14 protein-coding genes and 1 tRNA gene are annotated in these 17,646 nt (G+C 74.5%); 8 read left to right on the top strand and 7 right to left on the bottom strand.

Annotated elements, in window-relative coordinates:
* Positions 1-205: 205 nt before the first annotated feature.
* Positions 206-1,003: a hypothetical protein gene (locus HCK00_RS12795; RefSeq protein WP_240965541.1), complete on the bottom strand. Its 798-nt coding sequence runs from the start codon at positions 1,001-1,003 to the stop codon at positions 206-208.
* Positions 1,004-1,050: 47 nt separating this feature from the next.
* On the opposite strand from HCK00_RS12795, the gene HCK00_RS12790 reads away from it, so the two are divergent.
* Entirely contained in the window at positions 1,051-1,239 is a 189-nt protein-coding gene (locus tag HCK00_RS12790; protein ID WP_168101986.1) for a DUF5703 family protein, read from the top strand.
* A gap of 103 nt (positions 1,240-1,342) precedes the next feature.
* Here HCK00_RS12790 and HCK00_RS12785 read toward each other — a convergent pair whose 3' ends face one another.
* The 3 genes from HCK00_RS12785 to HCK00_RS12775 all read right to left on the bottom strand — a co-directional run bounded on the left by HCK00_RS12785 (position 1,343) and on the right by HCK00_RS12775 (position 4,197).
* A complete protein-coding gene (locus HCK00_RS12785) occupies positions 1,343-2,119 on the bottom strand; it encodes a chaplin (protein WP_168101985.1) in 777 nt (258 codons plus the stop codon).
* A gap of 140 nt (positions 2,120-2,259) precedes the next feature.
* Positions 2,260-2,493, bottom strand: coding sequence for a chaplin (locus tag HCK00_RS12780; protein WP_168102156.1), 234 nt, complete (start codon positions 2,491-2,493; stop codon positions 2,260-2,262).
* Positions 2,494-2,859: 366 nt separating this feature from the next.
* Complete coding sequence (locus HCK00_RS12775; protein WP_168101984.1) at positions 2,860-4,197, bottom strand: M20/M25/M40 family metallo-hydrolase; 1,338 nt, start codon at positions 4,195-4,197, stop codon at positions 2,860-2,862.
* A gap of 326 nt (positions 4,198-4,523) precedes the next feature.
* Between HCK00_RS12775 and HCK00_RS12770 the strand changes: the two genes are divergently transcribed.
* The 3 genes from HCK00_RS12770 (at position 4,524) to glxA (ending at position 9,249) form a co-directional block, all read left to right on the top strand.
* Positions 4,524-4,608, top strand: a tRNA-Leu gene (locus HCK00_RS12770).
* A 763-nt stretch (positions 4,609-5,371) separates the two neighbouring features.
* The gene (locus HCK00_RS12765; protein ID WP_168101983.1) at positions 5,372-7,330 is read left to right on the top strand and encodes a glycosyltransferase family 2 protein; all 1,959 of its coding nucleotides are present in this window, start codon (positions 5,372-5,374) and stop codon (positions 7,328-7,330) included.
* Complete coding sequence (gene glxA / locus HCK00_RS12760; RefSeq protein WP_168101982.1) at positions 7,327-9,249, top strand: radical copper oxidase GlxA; 1,923 nt, start codon at positions 7,327-7,329, stop codon at positions 9,247-9,249. The genes HCK00_RS12765 and glxA overlap by 4 nt, the downstream gene beginning before the upstream one ends.
* A gap of 67 nt (positions 9,250-9,316) precedes the next feature.
* On the opposite strand, the gene HCK00_RS12755 is transcribed toward glxA, so the two are convergent.
* The 3 genes from HCK00_RS12755 to HCK00_RS12745 all read right to left on the bottom strand — a co-directional run bounded on the left by HCK00_RS12755 (position 9,317) and on the right by HCK00_RS12745 (position 14,013).
* A complete protein-coding gene (locus HCK00_RS12755) occupies positions 9,317-11,149 on the bottom strand; it encodes an AMP-dependent synthetase/ligase (protein ID WP_168101981.1) in 1,833 nt (610 codons plus the stop codon).
* A gap of 183 nt (positions 11,150-11,332) precedes the next feature.
* Positions 11,333-12,877, bottom strand: a complete 1,545-nt coding sequence (locus HCK00_RS12750) for an APC family permease (RefSeq protein WP_168101980.1) — start codon at positions 12,875-12,877, stop codon at positions 11,333-11,335.
* Between the two features lie 179 nt (positions 12,878-13,056).
* Positions 13,057-14,013 (bottom strand): hypothetical protein, encoded by a 957-nt coding sequence (locus HCK00_RS12745; RefSeq protein WP_168101979.1) that lies wholly within the window; start codon positions 14,011-14,013, stop codon positions 13,057-13,059.
* A gap of 380 nt (positions 14,014-14,393) precedes the next feature.
* Between HCK00_RS12745 and HCK00_RS12740 the strand changes: the two genes are divergently transcribed.
* The 4 genes from HCK00_RS12740 (at position 14,394) to HCK00_RS12725 (ending at position 17,621) form a co-directional block, all read left to right on the top strand.
* Positions 14,394-14,789: a YidH family protein gene (locus HCK00_RS12740; RefSeq protein WP_375781958.1), complete on the top strand. Its 396-nt coding sequence runs from the start codon at positions 14,394-14,396 to the stop codon at positions 14,787-14,789.
* Positions 14,786-15,100, top strand: a complete 315-nt coding sequence (locus HCK00_RS12735; RefSeq protein WP_168101978.1) for a DUF202 domain-containing protein — start codon at positions 14,786-14,788, stop codon at positions 15,098-15,100. The genes HCK00_RS12740 and HCK00_RS12735 overlap by 4 nt, the downstream gene beginning before the upstream one ends.
* 277 nt (positions 15,101-15,377) lie before the next feature.
* Positions 15,378-16,400 carry a phosphotransferase family protein gene (locus HCK00_RS12730; RefSeq protein WP_168101977.1) on the top strand — a complete coding sequence of 341 codons (1,023 nt, stop codon included), beginning with the start codon at positions 15,378-15,380 and terminating at the stop codon, positions 16,398-16,400.
* Between the two features lie 3 nt (positions 16,401-16,403).
* The gene (locus tag HCK00_RS12725; RefSeq protein ID WP_168101976.1) at positions 16,404-17,621 is read left to right on the top strand and encodes an acyl-CoA dehydrogenase family protein; all 1,218 of its coding nucleotides are present in this window, start codon (positions 16,404-16,406) and stop codon (positions 17,619-17,621) included.
* Positions 17,622-17,646: the final 25 nt, after the last annotated feature.

The raw sequence follows: 17,646 nt of genomic DNA, 5'->3' as shown, positions 1-17,646 counted from the left end.
GGTCCCGCGGGCACCGGCCGTTTCCGTCCCTCAGGGCGGCCGGCCGGGCCCGCGGCCGGAAGGGGAGGACGGTCGGCGAAACAGGACGGCCGGCGGCGCCCCGGGAGCAGGTGGCGCCGGCACCTGCCGACACCTGCCGGCACCGCACGGCCCGGCCGTCACCGGCCCTCTCCGCGGACGGTCCCGTCCGGTGCCGGGCGCCGGATCAGCCGCGGCCGGGGAGCTCCGGCCCCCCGGCGGCCCGGGCCCCGGGGCCCGCCGCCCCGGACCGTTCGCCGCTCCCCGGGTCCTCCGCCACGTCGGCGCCGCCCTCCGCGGCCTCGTCGGCGTCCTCGATCTCTTCGGCGTCCTCGGCGTCCTCGGCGTCCTCGAAATCCTCCTCGTCGAAGACGGAGCTGACATCGAAGCGGCAGAGAACCTGCTGGGAGTCGACCTCCTCGAAGGGCGCGCTGAGCCACTCGCCCGCCTCGGGCGGCTCGTCCACCGCCGTCACCCAGAGGGTGGAGTCGCCCTCCTCCAGCCCGAACTCCTGGTGCCGGGAGGCGATCTCGTCCGGCTCGAACTCGCCGAACAGCACACCCAGGGCCGTGTGCACACTGCTGCCCACTCCGGCGATCCCGGTCCGGGCCCCCGTCACGGCGGGCTCCGCGTCCGGGTCGAGCTCGATGATCCGCTCGGCCTGGGCGAAGAGCCGGCGGGGTTCGGCCACCGCGTAGTCGCGGCGGATCAGCACGCTCAGGAAGCTCGGGTTCTCCGGGCCCGTGTAGGCGGGCGGCGAGTCCTCCCCGGGGATCTCGAAGGGGGTGACCTCGTCGTACGCGTCGTAGAGCAGTTCGTCGTAGACCTCGGCCGCCGCGGCCAGCTCGTTGAAGGCGGTGAAGACGGCCGGGTCGTCCTCGCCGGAGCGCCGCTCGACCGCGGCGAGGTGGCGGTCCAGCGCGGCCTTGACCGCCTCGGCGGCGGCGCGTACCTCGGCGGCGGATCGCCGCGCAGCATCAGACATGGTGCAGACGCTATCCGTACCGGGCCCCTGCCCGCACAATAGATACGATGCCGGAATACGAATTTCGTGACGTGTATGTGCCGCGCGGGGTCTCCCGGGCCGCGGCCACCCGACTGCTGACCGACCACGCCGAATACGGGCACTGGGAGCTGCACCGGCTCCTGCTGAAGCGCGACGGCAGCCGCACCGTGCGGCTGCGCCGCCGGATCATCCGCCAGGTCCGCGCCACCTGGTAGCGGCCCCGGGACACGCGAGGAGAGCGGGCCCCGTTCGGGACCCGCTCCCCGGAGCGGTGTGCCGGCGCCCCTCCACTCCCGGAGGATCAGGCGCCGTGGCGGCTCAGGCCCTGACGCGGGAGCGCCGGTAGAGCAGGGCGCCACCGGTCAGCAGACCCGCGCCGACCGGGACGGTGAGCGCCAGCGAACCGGCACCCGTGTGGGCGAGTTCCTCGACGGCCTTCGGCTGCTCGGCCTCGGCCGTCTCCGCGCCGCTCGTCTCCACGGTGTCGTCGCCGCCCCCCGAGGCCTCGGTGTCCTCGTCCGGGCCGCAGGGGCAGTCCTCGTCGTCCGGGCCCTCGGGGTAGCCCGGGTCTCCGGGCTCACCGGGGCCGCCCGGGTCCCCGGGGTCACCCGGCTCGCCGGGTCCACCCGGCGTCCCCGGGTCCGGGTAGCCGGGGGGCGGGGTGCTGGGGGGCGGGGTGCCGGGACCGTCGGAGCCCGTCGAGCAGTCGTTCGGGCCGGCGTCGTTCCCCACCCCGATGACGCTGACACCGGTGCCGCAGACGTTCGCCGGCACGTGGACCGGGGCCTGGACGTTGTTGCCGGAGGCGATGCCCCCGGACTCGGTGGTCGCCCCGGTCGCCGTGGAGCCGCTGCCACCCGTGTCGCAGGCGTTGCCCTGCGACGGGTTGAACAGCCCGATGACGTTCACGGTGGTGCCGCAGGCGTTCACCGGCACGTGCAGCGGGGCCTGGATGTTGTTCCCCGAGAGCACGCCCGGCGAGTTGGCGGCGCCACCGTCGGCGCCCGCGTCAGCGGCCGCGTAGCCCGCCGTGGCGGCGAATACGCCACCCGCGGCGGCCGCGGTGATCAGGGTTTTCCTCGCGACGTGTCGCATGGATCTCGTTCCTCTGTCTCTGCCGTTCGAAAAGCGCGCGGGACTGCCTCCCGCCCGCGGGAAACGGACGGCCCCGGAGTGCGTGGCGTGCACTCCGGGGCCACCCGGCGATCACACCCCGTCGGGTCGTCGCTGCGAAGTCAGCTGTGGGTGCAGCCGTTGTCCGTGGCGGGGTTGAGCAGGCCGATCACGGAGACGGTGGTTCCGCAGAGGTTGACCGGGACGTGCGCCGGCACCTGGATGGTGTTGCCGGAGACGACGCCCGGCGAGTCCGTGGCGGTCCCCCCGGCGGCGGAATCGGCAGCCGCCATGCCCGCGCCCGCGAGCATCAGTCCACCGGCGGCGGCGGTGACCGCCGCGACCTTCTTGATCATCTGGATGTTCCTCCTCGTTGGCAGTGCGAACCCGACCTCGGATCGCATCTCCTGTAACGAAGAAGGAGTAGGGGAGGAACGAGCCGCCGCCACGCTTCACCCGTTCCGGCGAGGCGGCGGCACGAAGTTGATCCCCGGCCCGCGGGCGGGCCCGCACCGCCGCGGTCACGGGCCCGCCCCGCTCCGGGCCCACCGGCGCGGGGTCTCAGCAGCCGAAACGGTGACCGGCGGAGACCGGCGGACGCCCGGACGGCGGGGAGAACGGCAGAGACGGCACGGGCAGAGACGGCGCGGACGGCGGAGACGGCACGGGCAGAGGCCGCGCGGACGGCGGAGACGCCGGCGCGCGGCCCGGGCCGGCGCCGGTCAGCACTGGTCGAGGAAGCGGTCGAGCACGCGCACCCCGAAGGTCAGTCCGTCCACCGGAACCCGCTCGTCCACGCCGTGGAACATGCCGGCGAAGTCCAGCTCCGGCGGGAGCTTCAGCGGGGCGAACCCGAAGCAGCGGATGCCGAGGTCGTCGAAGGACTTCGCGTCGGTGCCGCCGGAGAGGCAGTACGGCACGGCGTGCGCGATGGGGTCCTCGGCCTTCAGGGCGTTCCGCATGGCGTCGACCAGCGAGCCGTCGAACCCGGTCTCCAGGGCCTTGTCGGTGTGGACGTCCTCGCGCCGCACCCGCGGGCCGAGGATCCGGTCCAGGTCGGCCAGGAACTCCTCCTCGTACCCCGGCAGGAAGCGGCCGTCCACGTGCGCGGTGGCCTGTCCCGGGATCACGTTCACCTTGTAGCCGGCGCCGAGCATCGTGGGGGCGGCGGTGTTCCGCAGGGTGGCGCCGATGATCTTGGCGATGCCGCCGAGCTTGGCGAGCGTCTCGTCCATGTCCTCGGGGTCCAGCGGGGTGCCCAGCGCGTCGGAGAGCTCGTCGAGGAAGGACCGGACGGTCTTGGTGACCCGCACCGGGAACTGGTGACGGCCCAGCCGGCCCACGGCCTCGCAGAGCTCGGTGATGGCGTTGTCGGTGTTGGTCATCGAGCCGTGGCCGGCGGTGCCGTCCACGGTGAGCCGCATCCAGTGCATGCCTTTCTGCGCGGTCTCCACCAGGTAGAGCCGGAGGTTCTCGTTGACGGTGAACGAGAAGCCGCCGACCTCGCCGATGGCCTCGGTGACGCCCTCGAACAGGCCGGGGTGGTGGTCGACCAGGTGGCGGGCGCCGTAGACGCCGCCGGCCTCCTCGTCGGCGAGGAAGGCCAGCACGATGTCGCGGGGCGGCTTGCGCCCGCTGCGCAGCCGGTCGCGGACGACCGCCAGGGTCATCGCGTCCATGTCCTTCATGTCGACCGCGCCCCGGCCCCAGACGCAGCCGTCGGCGATCTCGCCGGAGAAGGGGTGGTGCGTCCAGTCGTCGGCGTTGGCCGGGACGACGTCGGTGTGGCCGTGGATGAGCAGCGCGGGCCGGGACGGGTCCTCGCCCTCGATCCGCGCCACGGTGGAGGCGCGTCCCCGGTGCGACTCGATGATCCGCGGTTCCAGGCCGACCTCGGCCAGCTTCTCCGCGACGTACTCCGCGGCGGCGCGCTCGCCGGGCCCGGAGTGGTCCCCGTAGTTGCTGGTGTCGATGCGGATGAGGTCCCGGCAGAGATCGACGACCTCGTCCTCGCCGGTGACTGCTCCGGTCGCCGCCGCGGCGGAATGCGATGCGCTCACGCTGCCCTGCCTCTCCGATGCTCTGATGCGGCTGCTCTGATGCGGCCCGGGTGCGGCACGGCCGAGCCCGGGCGGGTTACCGCTCGTTCCTGGCCCCATCCTCCCCCGCCCCCGCCTCCCGCCCCAAGGTCCCCACCCTCAGTGGCCCCGCACCAGGGCACCGGGGCACCGGAGCCCGCGGCACCGTGGCCCGGCCGGCACCCTCGGGGCCACCTCGCGCCGGGGCAAGCCGGACCCCGGGGGGCCCGGCCGTGTGATCGAACGGCCGCGGATGTTTGCTATGGTTTCCACGTCGCCACGGCCCACGGCCACGGCGGCGACACCTCGTCCGGGTGGCGGAATGGCAGACGCGCTAGCTTGAGGTGCTAGTGCCCTTTATCGGGCGTGGGGGTTCAAGTCCCCCCTCGGACACCTCTGACGGAGCCCGTGCGAGCCGGTGGAAACCGGCCCGCACGGGCTCCGCGCGTGTGTCCACGCGCGCCTCCCCGGCAAACGCTGCCGAGGCGAGGCCCCCCGCCCGCTTCCGGGCCCTCGCGGCTCCCCGCAGGCACCCCACCCGGCGCCGCCGCGCCCGGCCCACCCCGCCGCCCACACGTTCCCCACCGGCCCGGCCACGCACACCCGCCCCGGCCACCCACGCGCTCCCCCGGCCGCGCCGTCCCGCCCAGCCCGCCCGGCCCGCCCGGCGCCGGTCCCACCGAGCCCTGTCGCTGCCGGTTCCGCCCAGCCCCGTCGCTGCCCGTCCCGCCGAGCCCCGTCGCCGCCGGTCCCGGTTAGCCCACTCGGTGGCGGCTCCCGGTGCACCTCTCACCCGTACGGCCTTCCCTCTCCCGGACGCGGCCGGGATGCGGCTACCCCGGCCCGCCTTCCCCGCCGGGCCGTTCACGGGATTCCCCCGCGCCCACCGTCCGGGCGCCGGGGCGGTGAGCCTTGATCAAGGACGCGCAGGGCGACGGGAATTGACCGCTCGACGACCTCCGCCGTTCCGCCCCCGGCCCCCGCCGGGCCCCCGGAGAAACCGCCCGGGGTCATTATCATGGCGCGCCGAACATCACATTTCCGCAGGATTCTTCCTGCTGATTGTTACCTTCTCGTCTCGGTCGATGACATGAAAAATCCGGGCCCGGGTCATCGCCTCCCCGCATTCCGTCCAGTCAGTCACGGGAGTGCCCCGATGGCGTCACCGAATTCCGTTGCCGAGCCGACCGAAGAGCCCCTCCCCGGGCTCTCACCGGCCTATGACTACGAGCGGTACAGCCGGCTTGCCGGACCGCTCCGCGAGCCGGAGGAGGGGCGGGAGAAGGAAAGGAAGGGAAGGAGAGGCCGGAAAGCAAGGAGACGGGGCGGGGGGAGCCCGGGGAGCCGGGGGTCCACGCCGTACCGGGTGGCCTACCGGAGTCTGCTGGCGCAGGAGCCGCACCGGGTCCGCGCCACCCTGCTGCTCTGCGCCGCGCCGCTCGTCTCCGCGCTCCTCCTGGTCTGGCTGCTCCAGCCGTCGCACTGGGTCCACCGCGACTACGTCTCCTCCTGGGAGTCGGCGGCGGACACCGTCATGCTGGTCTCGATCGGGCTGATCGAGTTCTTCCGGCTCTGCACAGTCTTCTCGAACGCGCACGCGACGCTGGTGGCGCGCGATCCCGTGCCTGTCGTCCCGGAGCCCGGTACCCGGGTGGCCTTCCTCACCTCGTTCGTGCCCGGCAAGGAGCCGATCGAGATGGTGACCCGGACCCTGGAGGCGGCGGTCCGGGTCCGGCACCGCGGCACGGTGCACGTCTGGCTGCTCGACGAGGGCGACGACCCCGCGGCCAAGGCGGTCTGCGCCCGGCTCGGCGTCCGCCACTTCACCCGCAAGGGCGTCGAGAAGTGGAACCGGCCCACGGGTCCGCACCGGGCCCGCACCAAGCACGGCAACTACAACGCCTGGCTGGACGCGCACGGCGACGCCTACGAGTTCTTCGCCTCGGTGGACACCGACCACGTGCCGCTCCCCAATTACCTGGAACGCATGCTCGGCTTCTTCCGGGACCCGGATGTCGCCTTCGTCATCGGCCCCCAGGTGTACGGGAATTACGACAGCGCCGTCACCAAGGCGGCGGAGAGCCAGCAGTTCCTGTTCCACGCCCTCATCCAGCGGGCCGGAAACGCCTACGGCTCGCCCATGTTCGTGGGCACCTCCAACGCGGTGCGCATCTCCGCCGTGAAGGGAATCGGCGGCCTGTACGACTCCATCACCGAGGACATGGCGACCGGTTTCGAGATCCACCGGGCGCGGAATCCGGAGACCGGCCGGAAGTGGCGTTCCGTCTACACCCCGGACGTCCTCGCGGTCGGCGAGGGCCCCGCCTCCTGGACGGATTTCTTCACCCAGCAGCTCCGCTGGTCGCGCGGCACCTACGAGACGCTGCTCAAGCAGTTCTGGAAGGCGCCGTTCTCCCTCTCCCCGGGGCGGCTGCTCAACTACACCCTGATGGTCGTCTACTACCCGATGACCGCCCTCAACTGGCTGCTGGCCGCGTTGAGCTGCACACTCTTCCTGATCGTCGGCGCCTCCGGGCTGCATGTCCCCGCCGAGGTGTGGCTGATGCTCTACAGCGACGCGGCGGCCCTGCAGATCGGCCTCTACATCTGGAACCGGCGGCACAACATCTCCCCGCACGAGCCCGAGGGGTCGGGCGGCCTCGCGGGCATGGCGATGTCCGCGCTGTCGGCGCCCGTCTACGCGAAGGCGCTGGTGGACGCGGTGCTGCGGCGCAGGAGCGGGTTCGTGGTCACCCCGAAGGGCGACTCCGTCAGCCCCGACCGGCTCGCCACCTTCCGTATCCACCTGATGTGGGCGGCCCTCTTCGGCGGTTCCGTCACCGCCGCCGTGTTCCTCGGCCACACCCACGCCGCCATGACGGCCTGGGCGCTGATCGCCCTCGCCCTGTGTCTCGCCCCCGTCGTGGTGTGGGCCGCCGGCGCCCGGCGCCGCCGCGCCGTCGCCGCCGCCCGCCCGGCCGTGCCCGCGGCGCGGGCGGACTCCCCCGCGCCGGGCGCGGGCCGCCGGCCCCGCTCCCCCGCCCCCGCCGTCCCCACGGCCGTGACCACCCCCGCCCCGGAGACCACCGAGAAGGACCCGCTGTGCGCCCTGTGACCCGACCGAGCTCCCGCTTCCGCACCACCGCCCTCGGTGCCGCCGCCTTCCTCACCCTGGCCGGCCTCAACGCGCCCGCGGCCATCAGCTACGCCGAACGGACCTACCACGCCTACCGGATCGAGCAGCCGGACTACAAGGCGCGCCACGGCCACTGGGAACTGCTCGGCGTGCCCGAGAAGTACCGGGTCCATGCCATCCACGCGGCGCTGCTGCACACCGGCAAGGTGCTGCTCATCGCCGGGTCGGGCAACAACGAGGAGATGTTCGAGGCCGGCACGTTCAAGACGCTGCTGTGGGATCCCGCGGACAACAGTTTCCGGCTGATCCCCACGCCCGAGGACCTGTTCTGCTCCGGCCACGCCCAGCTCCCCAACGGCCGGCTGCTGGTGGCCGGGGGCACCGCCCGCTACGAGGTGCTGGAGGGCGAGGTGGAGCGCGCGGGCGGCGGCATGCTGGTGAAGAACGAGGACCCGGACAGGGCGCACCGCTTCCGCAAGGGCACCGTCTTCCGGGCGCCCGACGGCCGGCGCTACCGCACCACCCGTGCCTTCACGCTGCCCGCGGCCGAGAAGACGAAGCGCAAGGGGGGCCGGGTCACCGTCACCGCGAGCGAGGAGCGGGTCTTCGTCGAGGCGGTGCGCACCGGCGGCGGCCAGGTGGCGCGGCGGCCCGCGCAGTACGCGGTGGAGGGGCTGCGGGGCGCGGACCGGCGCAACGTCTACGGGCTCGCCCAGGCCCTGACCCTGGACAAGCAGGACTACCACGGCCTGGACGTGGCCTTCGAGTTCGACCCCGTCGCCGAGCGGTACGTCCCGGTGGACCCCATGGCGGAGGCCCGCTGGTACCCCACGCTGGTGACCCTGGCGGACGGGAAGGTGCTCGCCGTCTCCGGACTGGACGAGATCGGGCAGGTCGTGCCCGGCAAGAACGAGGTCTTCGACCCGGAGACCCGGACCTGGTCCCCGGCGCCGGACCGGTACTTCCCGACGTACCCGGCGCTCTTCCTCACCCGGGGCGGCGATCTGTTCTACTCGGGCTCCAACGCGGGGTACGGCCCCGCCGACCGCGGCCGCGACCCGGGCCTGTGGGACGTGGCGGGGAACACCTTCCGCCCGGTGCCGGGGCTGACCGACACCGACCAGCTGGAGACCTCGGCCTCGGTGCTGCTGCCGCCCGCGCAGCGGCAGCAGGTGATGGTGCTGGGCGGCGGGGGCGTCGGGGAGTCCGCGAAGTCCACGGCGCGCACCGCGGTGGCGGACCTGGCGCGGAAGGACCCGCGGTTCACCCCGGGCCCCGACCTGCCGCACCCCACCCGCTACCTCTCCAGCGTCCTGCTGCCCGACGACACGGTGTTCACCACCGGCGGCTCGTCGGACTACCGCGGCAAGGGCGCCAGCGACCTGCACTCGGCGCAGTTCTACCTGCCGGACCGGAAGACCTTCGCCCCGGCGGCCCCGCCGGTCGTGGGGCGCAACTACCACTCCGAGGCGCTGCTGCTGCCCGACGGGAGGGTGGCCACCTTCGGCTCCGACCCGCTCTACGCCGATCCGGACAACACCCAGCCGGGCACCTTCGAGCAGCGGGTGGAGATCTTCTCACCGCCGTACCTCTTCCGGCCCGGCCGGCCGGCGGTGACGGGCGGTCCGGTGGAGGTGGACCGGGGTGACACGGCCGAGTGGACCGTGCGCTCGGCGGAGCGGCCGGTGGCGGCGCGGCTGATGCGGCCGAGCGCCGTCACCCACACCACCGATGTCGAGCAGCGCTCGGTCGCGCTCGGCCTGGAGCGCCGCCCGGGCGGCCGGCTGGCGCTGACGGTGCCCGAGGATCCCACGCTGGTGCCGCGCGGCTGGTACATGCTCTTCGTGACGGACTCCGAGGGCACCCCCTCGACGGCACGGTGGGTGCACGTCCGCTGAGCGGCCGGCGCCTCTCTCCCCGGGGAGGGCCCGGCCGCCGGGTCCCCCCGGCCCGGCGGCCGGGCCCTCACTGGGCGTACAGCTCCGCGATCTCCGCCGCGTAGGCCTGGACGACAGCGGCCCGGCGGACGTTGAGCGAGGGGGTGAGCAACCCCTCCTGGACGGTGAAGTCACCCGGCAGGACGCGGAAGGCGCGGATCGACTCGCTGCGGGAGACCGCGGCGTTGGCCCGGGACACCGCACGCTGGATCTCCTCCTGGAGCTCCGGCCGCCGCGCGGCCACCCGCGGCTCCACCGGGTGCGGGAAGTGGAGCCGCTGCCAGTGGTCCAGGGCCTCCGCGTCGAGGGTGATCAGGGCCACGACGAACGGGCGGTTGTCGCCGACCACCACGCAGCGGGAGATCAGCGGATGGGCCCGCAGCCGCTCCTCCAGCTGCACCGGGGACACGCTCCGGCCGCCGCTGGTGACGATGGTGTCCCGCTTGCGGCCGGTGAGGTGGAGGTAGCCGTCCTCGTCGAGGTGGCCGATGTCGCCGGTGGCGAGCCAGCCGCCGCGGAAGACCTCCTCGGTGGCCCGCCGGTCGTCGAGGTAGCCCGCGAAGACGTTGTGCCCGCGCACCCAGATCTCACCGTCCTCCGCGATCCGCACGGAACAGCCGGGCAGCGGCCGGCCCACGGTGCCGAACTTGGGCCGGCCGGCCGGGTGCCCGGTGACGGCGGCCGCGGTCTCCGTGAGGCCGTAACCGTCGTGGACGGTGACACCGGCGCCGTGGAAGAGCAGGCCCACCTCCCGGGAGAGCGGCGAGCCCACGGAGACGGCGTAACGCACCCGGCCGCCGAGCGCGTCCCGCAGCCGGGCGTAGACCGAGCGATCGTGCAGGGCGTGCTGGAGGCGCAGCGCCGGTCCCGGTCCGGGCCCCCGGCCCAGCGCGCGGCGCTCCACGGCCCCGGCGTAGCGCACCGCGACGTCCACGGCGTGGTCGAAGGTCTCCGCCCGGCCCTCCCGCTCCGCGGCCCGGCGGGCGGTGCGGTAGATCCGCTCGAAGAGGTACGGCACCGCGAAGAGGAAGGTCGGCCGGAAGGAGGCCAGGGCGGAGAGCAGGTGCGCGGAGCCGGTGTCCGGCTGGTGGCCCACGCGGACGCCGTGGCGCTGGCAGCTCACCTGCACCATGAGCCCGTAGATGTGCGCCGGCGGCAGGAAGGCGAGCACGGAGGGGGGCTCGCCGGTCCCGGCGAGCAGCTCCCTGCGCCCCTCCAGGAGGGTGTCGCACTCGAAGGCCAGATTCGCGTGGGTGATCACGCAGCCGCGGGGGCGGCCGGTGGTGCCGGCGGTGTACGTGATGGTGGCCGCCGCGTCCGGGCTGACCTGGGCACGCTGCCGGTGCACGAGTTCCTCGGGGATGCCGCGGCCCAGGGTGCACAGCTCGGCCACGCAGCCGTGGTCGAACTGCCAGATGCGGCGCAGGCCGGGCAGCGCGCCGCAGATGGCGCCGACGGTCATGGCCTCCTCGGCGTGTTCGACGACCACGGCGGAGGCGCGGGTGTCGGAGAGGATCCAGTGCACCTGCTCGGCGGAGGCGGTCGGGTGGATCGGGACGAGCTGGGCGCCGAGACTCCACAGGGCGTAGGCGAAGAGGGTCCACTCGTAGCGGGTGCGGGACATCACCGCGACCCGGTCCCCGGGGCCGACGCCGTCCGCCATCAGCCCCTTGGCCAGGGCCAGCACCTCGTTGCGGAAACCGAGGGCGGTGACGGGGAGCCAGCGCGTGGCGCGGGGGCAGTCCTCGCGGCGGGAGAACTGCACCAGGTCGGGGGTCTCCTCCGCGATGGCGTAGACGGAATCCGCGAGCCCGCCCGAGCGGATCTTCGGCACCAGGGGCGGAAGGCTGAGTTCGCGCACCGCGTCACCTCTCTTGAGCGCGGGCCCGCCGCGGCGGGCCCGTTGTGTTACCGCAAGTTACCGCCGTACTTCGCCAACTGCCCAATGAACCCCGCCTGTTCCGCACCCGAAGGAGTGGTGGGCTGACGGTACGGCCTCCCGGGCGGGCGGCACCGTGCACGCGCCGCCCACCCGGTCACCCGATCAGCCGCGCGGGGCCGGCGGCCGGGCGGCCCCGGCGGTGGCCGTCCGTTCCAGCTGGAACGCCTCGTTGCCCAGGCCGATCCGGCGGTGCGCCGCGGGCCGCACCGACCGCAGCACCAGGCCGTGGACCAGGCCCACGACGGCGGCGAGCCCGATGATGCCGGGCAGCGCCCACCGCAGCGCGGAGCCGGGGCCGGCGCCGAGCAGCACGTCGAAGTCCTTCACCGTGTACACGACGATGGTGACCAGCGCGGCGCAGGCGACGGCGGAACACGCCAGCCGGTGGGCCTGCGCCCGGGCGGCGCCCCGCCGGGCGAAGAAGACGATGACGGCGACGGAGGCCACGGCCATCAAGGTGATCACGCCGAGCGCGCCGACGTTGCCCATCCAGGTGAACAGCCGCAGCACCGGGGCCGTGGGGTCGCCGGTGGGCCGTCCGTCGGTGGCGGCGAAGACCACGATCACCGCCACCGAGACGGCGCTCTGCAGCAGGGAACCCGTGCCCGGGGCGCCGCTGCCGCGCGTGGTGCGGCCGAGGGAGGAGGGCAGCAGCCCCTCGCGTCCCATGGCGAAGGCGTAGCGGGCGACCACGTTGTGGAAGCTGAGCATGGCCGCGAACATGCCGGTGACGAAGAAGAGGTGCATGATCTCCGCGAAGCCGGTGCCCAGCCGCCCCTCGGCGAGGGCGAAGAGGAGCCCGGCGCTCTGCGTCCGCGCGTCCTCGACGATGCGGGACGGGCCGGAGGCGACGTTGAGCGCCCAGGAGCTGAGGGCGAGGAAGAGCGCGGCGAAGCCCACGGCGAGGAACATGGCGCGGGCGACGACGACCTGGGGGCGCCGGGTCTCCTCGGCGTAGACGGGAGCCTGCTCGAAGCCGACGAAGGAGGCGAAGGCGAAGCACAAGGCGGTACCGAGCCCGGCGCCCGCCAGCGTCCCGGGGTCGAACGCCTGGAGGGAGAGGCCCTCCGGGCCGGGGGAGCCGATCGCCGCCACATCGAAGATCACGACCATCACCACCTCGACCGCCAGCAGGACACCGAGGACCTTGGCGCTGAGGTCGATCTTGAGCCAGCCGAGCACGCCGACCACCGCCACCGCGGCGAGGGACGGAATCCACCAGGGGACGAGCAGCCCGAGGTGGCGGTCGGCGAGGCCGCTGATCTCGAAGCCGAAGATGCCGTAGATGCCGACCTGCATGGCGCTGTAGGCGACCAGGGCGACCACCGAGGCCCCGGCGCCGGCCGTGGGGCCGAGACCGCGGGCGATGTAGGCGTAGAAGGCCCCCGCGTTGTGGACGTGGCGGCTCATCTCCGCGTATCCCACGCTGAACAGGAGCAGGGCCACCCCGAGCAGCACGAAGAGCAGCGGCTGTCCCACGATGCCCATCACCGCGTATGTGGTGGGCATGACACCCGCGACCACCAGCAGGGGTGCGCTGGCGGCGAGGACGGACAGCAGCAGGCCCCCCAGCCCGATCCGGCCGGCGCGCAGCGCCCGCTCCTCGCCCTTGTACGTACTGATCCCGGTTCCGTTCCCGGCGGACATGGTCACTCTCCCCCTCGGTCGGTTGCGGTCGGTTGCGTTCGTGCGCTCTCGCTGTCGCTCAGTGCCCTGCGCCGGCGTGCGCCGCCGGCCGCCGCGCGGTGCCGCGCGGTGCCGCGCGGCGGGTACCGGTGGCGGTCAGGGGCCGCCCGGGCGGGGCGGCGGACGGCGGGGCCGGCGCCTCACCGGAGGTCCGCGCCGGTCGCGGCGGTGTGCGCGGCGCGGTACGCCGCGCGGGGGTCGAGGTCCGGATAGCACCAGGGGGCCCGGGTGACGTGCCGGCCGATGCGGTGGAAGAGGGCGGCGGCCTCCCACGGCCGGCCCTCGTGGTACTTGGCGTGCGCCAGGAAGTTGAGGTCCACCAGCCGGCGGGGGTGCTCCTCGCAGCCCCACTCCAGCCAGCAGTCGAAAGCGGCCTTCATGACCTGCCGGGCGCGCCGGCTCTTCCAGTGGCCGGAGCGGGCGGGGTCGGGCGGCTCGACGCCCGCCCGCGCCAGGGCCCGGTAGCGCTCGGTGTGCGCGACGACGGGCAGGGCGCTCAGCGGCGAGCCGGCCCCGGCCTGCTCGGCGGCCCAGGACGCGAAGTCGTAGACCTCGTGGAAGGGATCGTCCCGGTCCGCCTGCCGGCTCTCGGCCAGCGAGGCCGCCATCAGGTGGTGCGCGTGGTGGTGCTCGCGGTGACGGCCGCGCACCTGGTCGAAGACCTGGAGCCGCTCCTCGTCGGTGCCGGTGTGGCGGACCAGGATGAGCAGCGCGAGCCAGGGGGTGGGATCGGCCGGGTACATCCGGGCGGCCGCGCGGCACGCGGCGCGGGCGGACCCCGGGTCCTCCTTGCCGCGCAGCGCGTGGAAGACACGGGCGCAGGCGTGCAGCGCGGCCGCGTCCACGCTGTCGGGCTCCGCGAGCCGCCACTCCTCGGCCCACGCGGCACTGGTGGGCTCCCTGCCCAGGACGACCAGCCGGTGGCCACGGCGGTCCCAGTCCTGGCCGGTGCCGGCGAGCAGCTCGCGGGTCTCGGCCCAGCGGCCCTGGGTGAGGGCGTCGCGGACCCCGGCGAGCTCGGCGTCGTCGAGGGCGGGGTCCAGCCGGAGCGCGTCCCGCTTGCGGAATCCGCCCCACGGCGGCGGCGGAGGGGTCATCCGCGAGCCTCTTCCTCCACCACGGCCCCCACGGCGTCACGCCACTTCCCGCCCGGACGGGGCGCCTCGCGGACGGTCCGGCGAACCGGCCCGCCGGGCCCCGTCGCCGCCCACCGATGATCACAGACAGCAAACCGTTAGTCACCGCTCCGCGTCAAGGCGTATCCAGCGTCCGCCACCCTCAAGGGCCTTTGTTTACAACGTGTTGACGTACGGGCCACCTCCACGCCCCCGGCCGCCGGGGCCCGCCCCAGCTCAGCCCCGGGACCATGACGGCCGTGCTGTTTCCGGCCCGTCCCGGCCGCCCGGCGGGGCCGATCACCGGCCGGGCCCCGGGCTCTGCTTGGATGGACCGCGTGACAGGCACGGCGTCCGGACGGCTGCGGGGCATGACCGCCACGGTGCGGCTGTGGCTCTCCCCCGGGCGGATCCGCGGCGAGGGCACCACCCCGGACTACCGCTTCTCCCTGGCCAACGAACGGACCTTCCTCGCCTGGCTGCGCACCGCCCTGGCGCTGATCGGCGGCGGGTTCGCGGTCGTCCAGTTCCTGCCCGAGCTGCACCGCTCCTTCCGGACGGCGCTCGCCGCGCTGCTGCTGGCGAGCGGCGCGCTCTGCGCCCTGCGGGCGGTACACCACTGGGTCCGGGTGGAGCGGGCGATGCGGCGGGGCGAGGACCTCCCCCTGTCCCGGTTCCCCGCGGTGCTGACGGCCGGGGTGGTCCTGATCGCGGCGGGCACGCTGGTCGCCGTCGCCACCGGCTGGGCCTCCCGGTGACGGAGGCGCACCCCCGTGACCCGGCGGCGCAGCCCGAGCGCACCCGGCTCGCCTGGCGGCGCTCCACCCTGGCGGCCTCGGTGACCGCCCTGCTGGCGGCGCGCCTGGCGCTGCGCGAGGGCGCCCACCCGGCGGGGCTGCTCGCGGCGGCCCTGGTGGCCGCGGCGTGGCTGCTGCTGCTGGCCACCGCCCACCGCCGGATCCGGGCGCTGGCGGTACCCCGCCCGGACGCCGCGCCGGCCCGGACGCTGGCGCTCGCCACGGGGTGCGCCGTGGCCACGGCGGTGTGCGGGGCGCTGCTGCTCCGCTGAGCGCGGACCCCCACCGCGGCTGGTCCGCCGAGCGCGGATCCCCACCGGCCGTGCGCGGATACGGAGACCGTGCGGGCACCGGGACCGCGCGGGCGCGGAGCCGGTGCGGGGCGAGCCCACCGGCCGATGGGACGCGCCCGCCGTGGCCGCCGTGCCCCGGGCCGGCTCGCCGGGCCCCCGCCCCGGGCGGGCCTGGACGTCATACCGACTGGTCGGCATGATGTCGGGGACCCGTCGTCACCGGTCACCGGTACGCCCCCTCGGCGAAGGAGCAGCGATGAGCAAGGACCACCCGCCCGGCCTCGACCCGGAGCGGCTGCGGGCCCATCTGGACCGCGTCCGCCCCGGGCTGGCGCGCGGCCCGCTGACCGCCCGGCTGATCGAGGGCGGCCGGTCCAACCTCACCTACGCGGTCACCGACGGCGTCTCACGCTGGGTGGTCCGCCGCCCGCCCCTGGGGCACGTGCTGGACACCGCGCACGACATGGAGCGCGAGCACCGGGTGATCAGCGCGCTGCACGGGACGGCCGTCCCCGTCCCGCGGACGGAGCTGCTCTGCCCGGACGAGACGGTGCTCGGCGCGCCGTTCTACGTCATGGAGCACGTCGACGGCACGCCCTACCGGCGGCCGGAGGAGCTGGCCGAACTGGGACCGGAGCGCACCCGGCGGGTGGTGCTCTCCCTGGTGGACACCCTCGTCGACCTGCACGCCGTCCACCCCGTGGAGGCGGGGCTGGCGGACTTCGGCCGGCCCCAGGGGTTCCTCGGCCGGCAGCTGCGCCGCTGGGGCAAGCAGCTCGACGCCTCGCGCAGCCGGGAGCTGCCGGGCATCGACGAGCTGCACACCGCACTGGACCGGGCGCTGCCGGACTCCCCCGCCCCCGCCGTGGTCCACGGCGACTACCGGCTGGACAACGTCCTGATCGGACCCGACGACACCCTCCGCGCCGTGCTCGACTGGGAGATGTCCACCCTGGGCGACCCGCTGACCGACCTGGGCCTGCTGATGATGTACAGCGGGCTGCGGCTCCCCCCGGGCACCCCGGTCGGCACCACCGGGGACGCGCCCGGCCACCCCACGCCCGCCGAGCTGGCCGAGGCGTACGCGGCGCGCTCGGGCCGGGACGTCTCCCGGATCTCCTGGTACACCGCCTTCGCCTCCTTCAAGCTCGCCGTGATCCTCGAGGGGATCCACTACCGCCACGCCCTCGGCCGCACCGTGGGAGCGGACTTCGACCGCATCGGGGCCCTCGTCCCCGTCTTCGTCGAGCAGGGCCTCAGCACCCTGCGGGAGGGATGACCCGTGGACTTCGCGTTCGACGCCCGTACCGAGGAACTCCGCGCCCGGCTCCTGGAGTTCATGGACGAGCACGTGTACCCGGCGGAGCGTACGGCGGCGGAGCAGCGCGCCCGGCAGGGTGACCGCTGGGCCGTGCCGCCGGTGGTGGAGGAGCTGAAGGCCGAGGCGCGCCGCCGGGGCCTGTGGAACCTGTTCCTGCCCGGCGAGCGGTACGGGGCGGGGCTCAGCAACCTGCGGTACGCGCCGCTCGCCGAGATCACCGGCCGGAGCCCGCAGCTCGCCCCCACCGCGCTCAACTGCGCCGCCCCGGACACCGGCAACATGGAGCTGCTGGCCGAGTTCGGCAGCGAGGAGCAGCGGAGGCGGTGGCTGGAACCGCTGCTCGCCGGGGAGATCCGCTCGGCCTTCGCGATGACCGAGCCCGAGGTGGCCTCCTCCGACGCCACCAATGTGGCCACCCGCATCGAACGGGACGGCGACAGCTATGTGATCACCGGCCGCAAGTGGTACATCTCCGGGGCGCTCCACCCCGACTGCCGGATCCTGGTGGTGATGGGGCAGACCGACCCCGGCGGCGCCGACGTCCGCCGCCGCCAGTCCATGGTGCTGGTCCCCCGGGACACCCCGGGCGTCGAGATCCGCCGGGCGATGCGGGTCTACGGCTACGAGGACGAGTACCACGGCGGCCACGCCGAGGTGGTCTTCGACCGGGTCCGGGTGCCCGTGTCGCATCTGGTCGGCGAGGAGGGCGGCGGCTTCGCCATCGCCCAGGCCCGGCTCGGCCCGGGCCGGATCCACCACTGCATGCGGCTGATCGGCATGGCCGAACGGGCGATCGAGCTGATGTGCCGGCGCGCGGTCTCCCGTACGGCCTTCGGCCGTCCGCTGGCCGACCAGGGCGTCGTCCGGGCGTGGATCGCGGACGCGCGGGTGTCGGTGGAACAGCTCCGGCTGCTGGTGCTGAAGACCGCCTGGCTGATGGACACCGCCGGCAACCGGGGGGCGCACACCGAGATCCAGGCCATCAAGATCGCCACCCCGCGCACGGTGGTGGACATCCTGGACCGGGCGGTGCAGCTGCACGGCGCCGCCGGGGTCAGCCAGGACACCCCCCTGGCGGAGCTGTGGGCGGCGGCCCGGACGCTGCGGCTCGCGGACGGGCCGGACGAGGTGCACCAGCGCTCCCTGGCCCGGCGGGAGATCCGGCGCCACACCGGCTGAGGGCGGACGGGCCCGGCCGCCGGAC

Origin of the sequence: Streptomyces zingiberis, assembly GCF_012034935.1 — a bacterium.
In the GTDB taxonomy this organism is placed as follows: domain Bacteria; phylum Actinomycetota; class Actinomycetes; order Streptomycetales; family Streptomycetaceae; genus Streptomyces; species Streptomyces zingiberis.
This window is presented reverse-complemented; position numbering and strand designations above follow the sequence as displayed.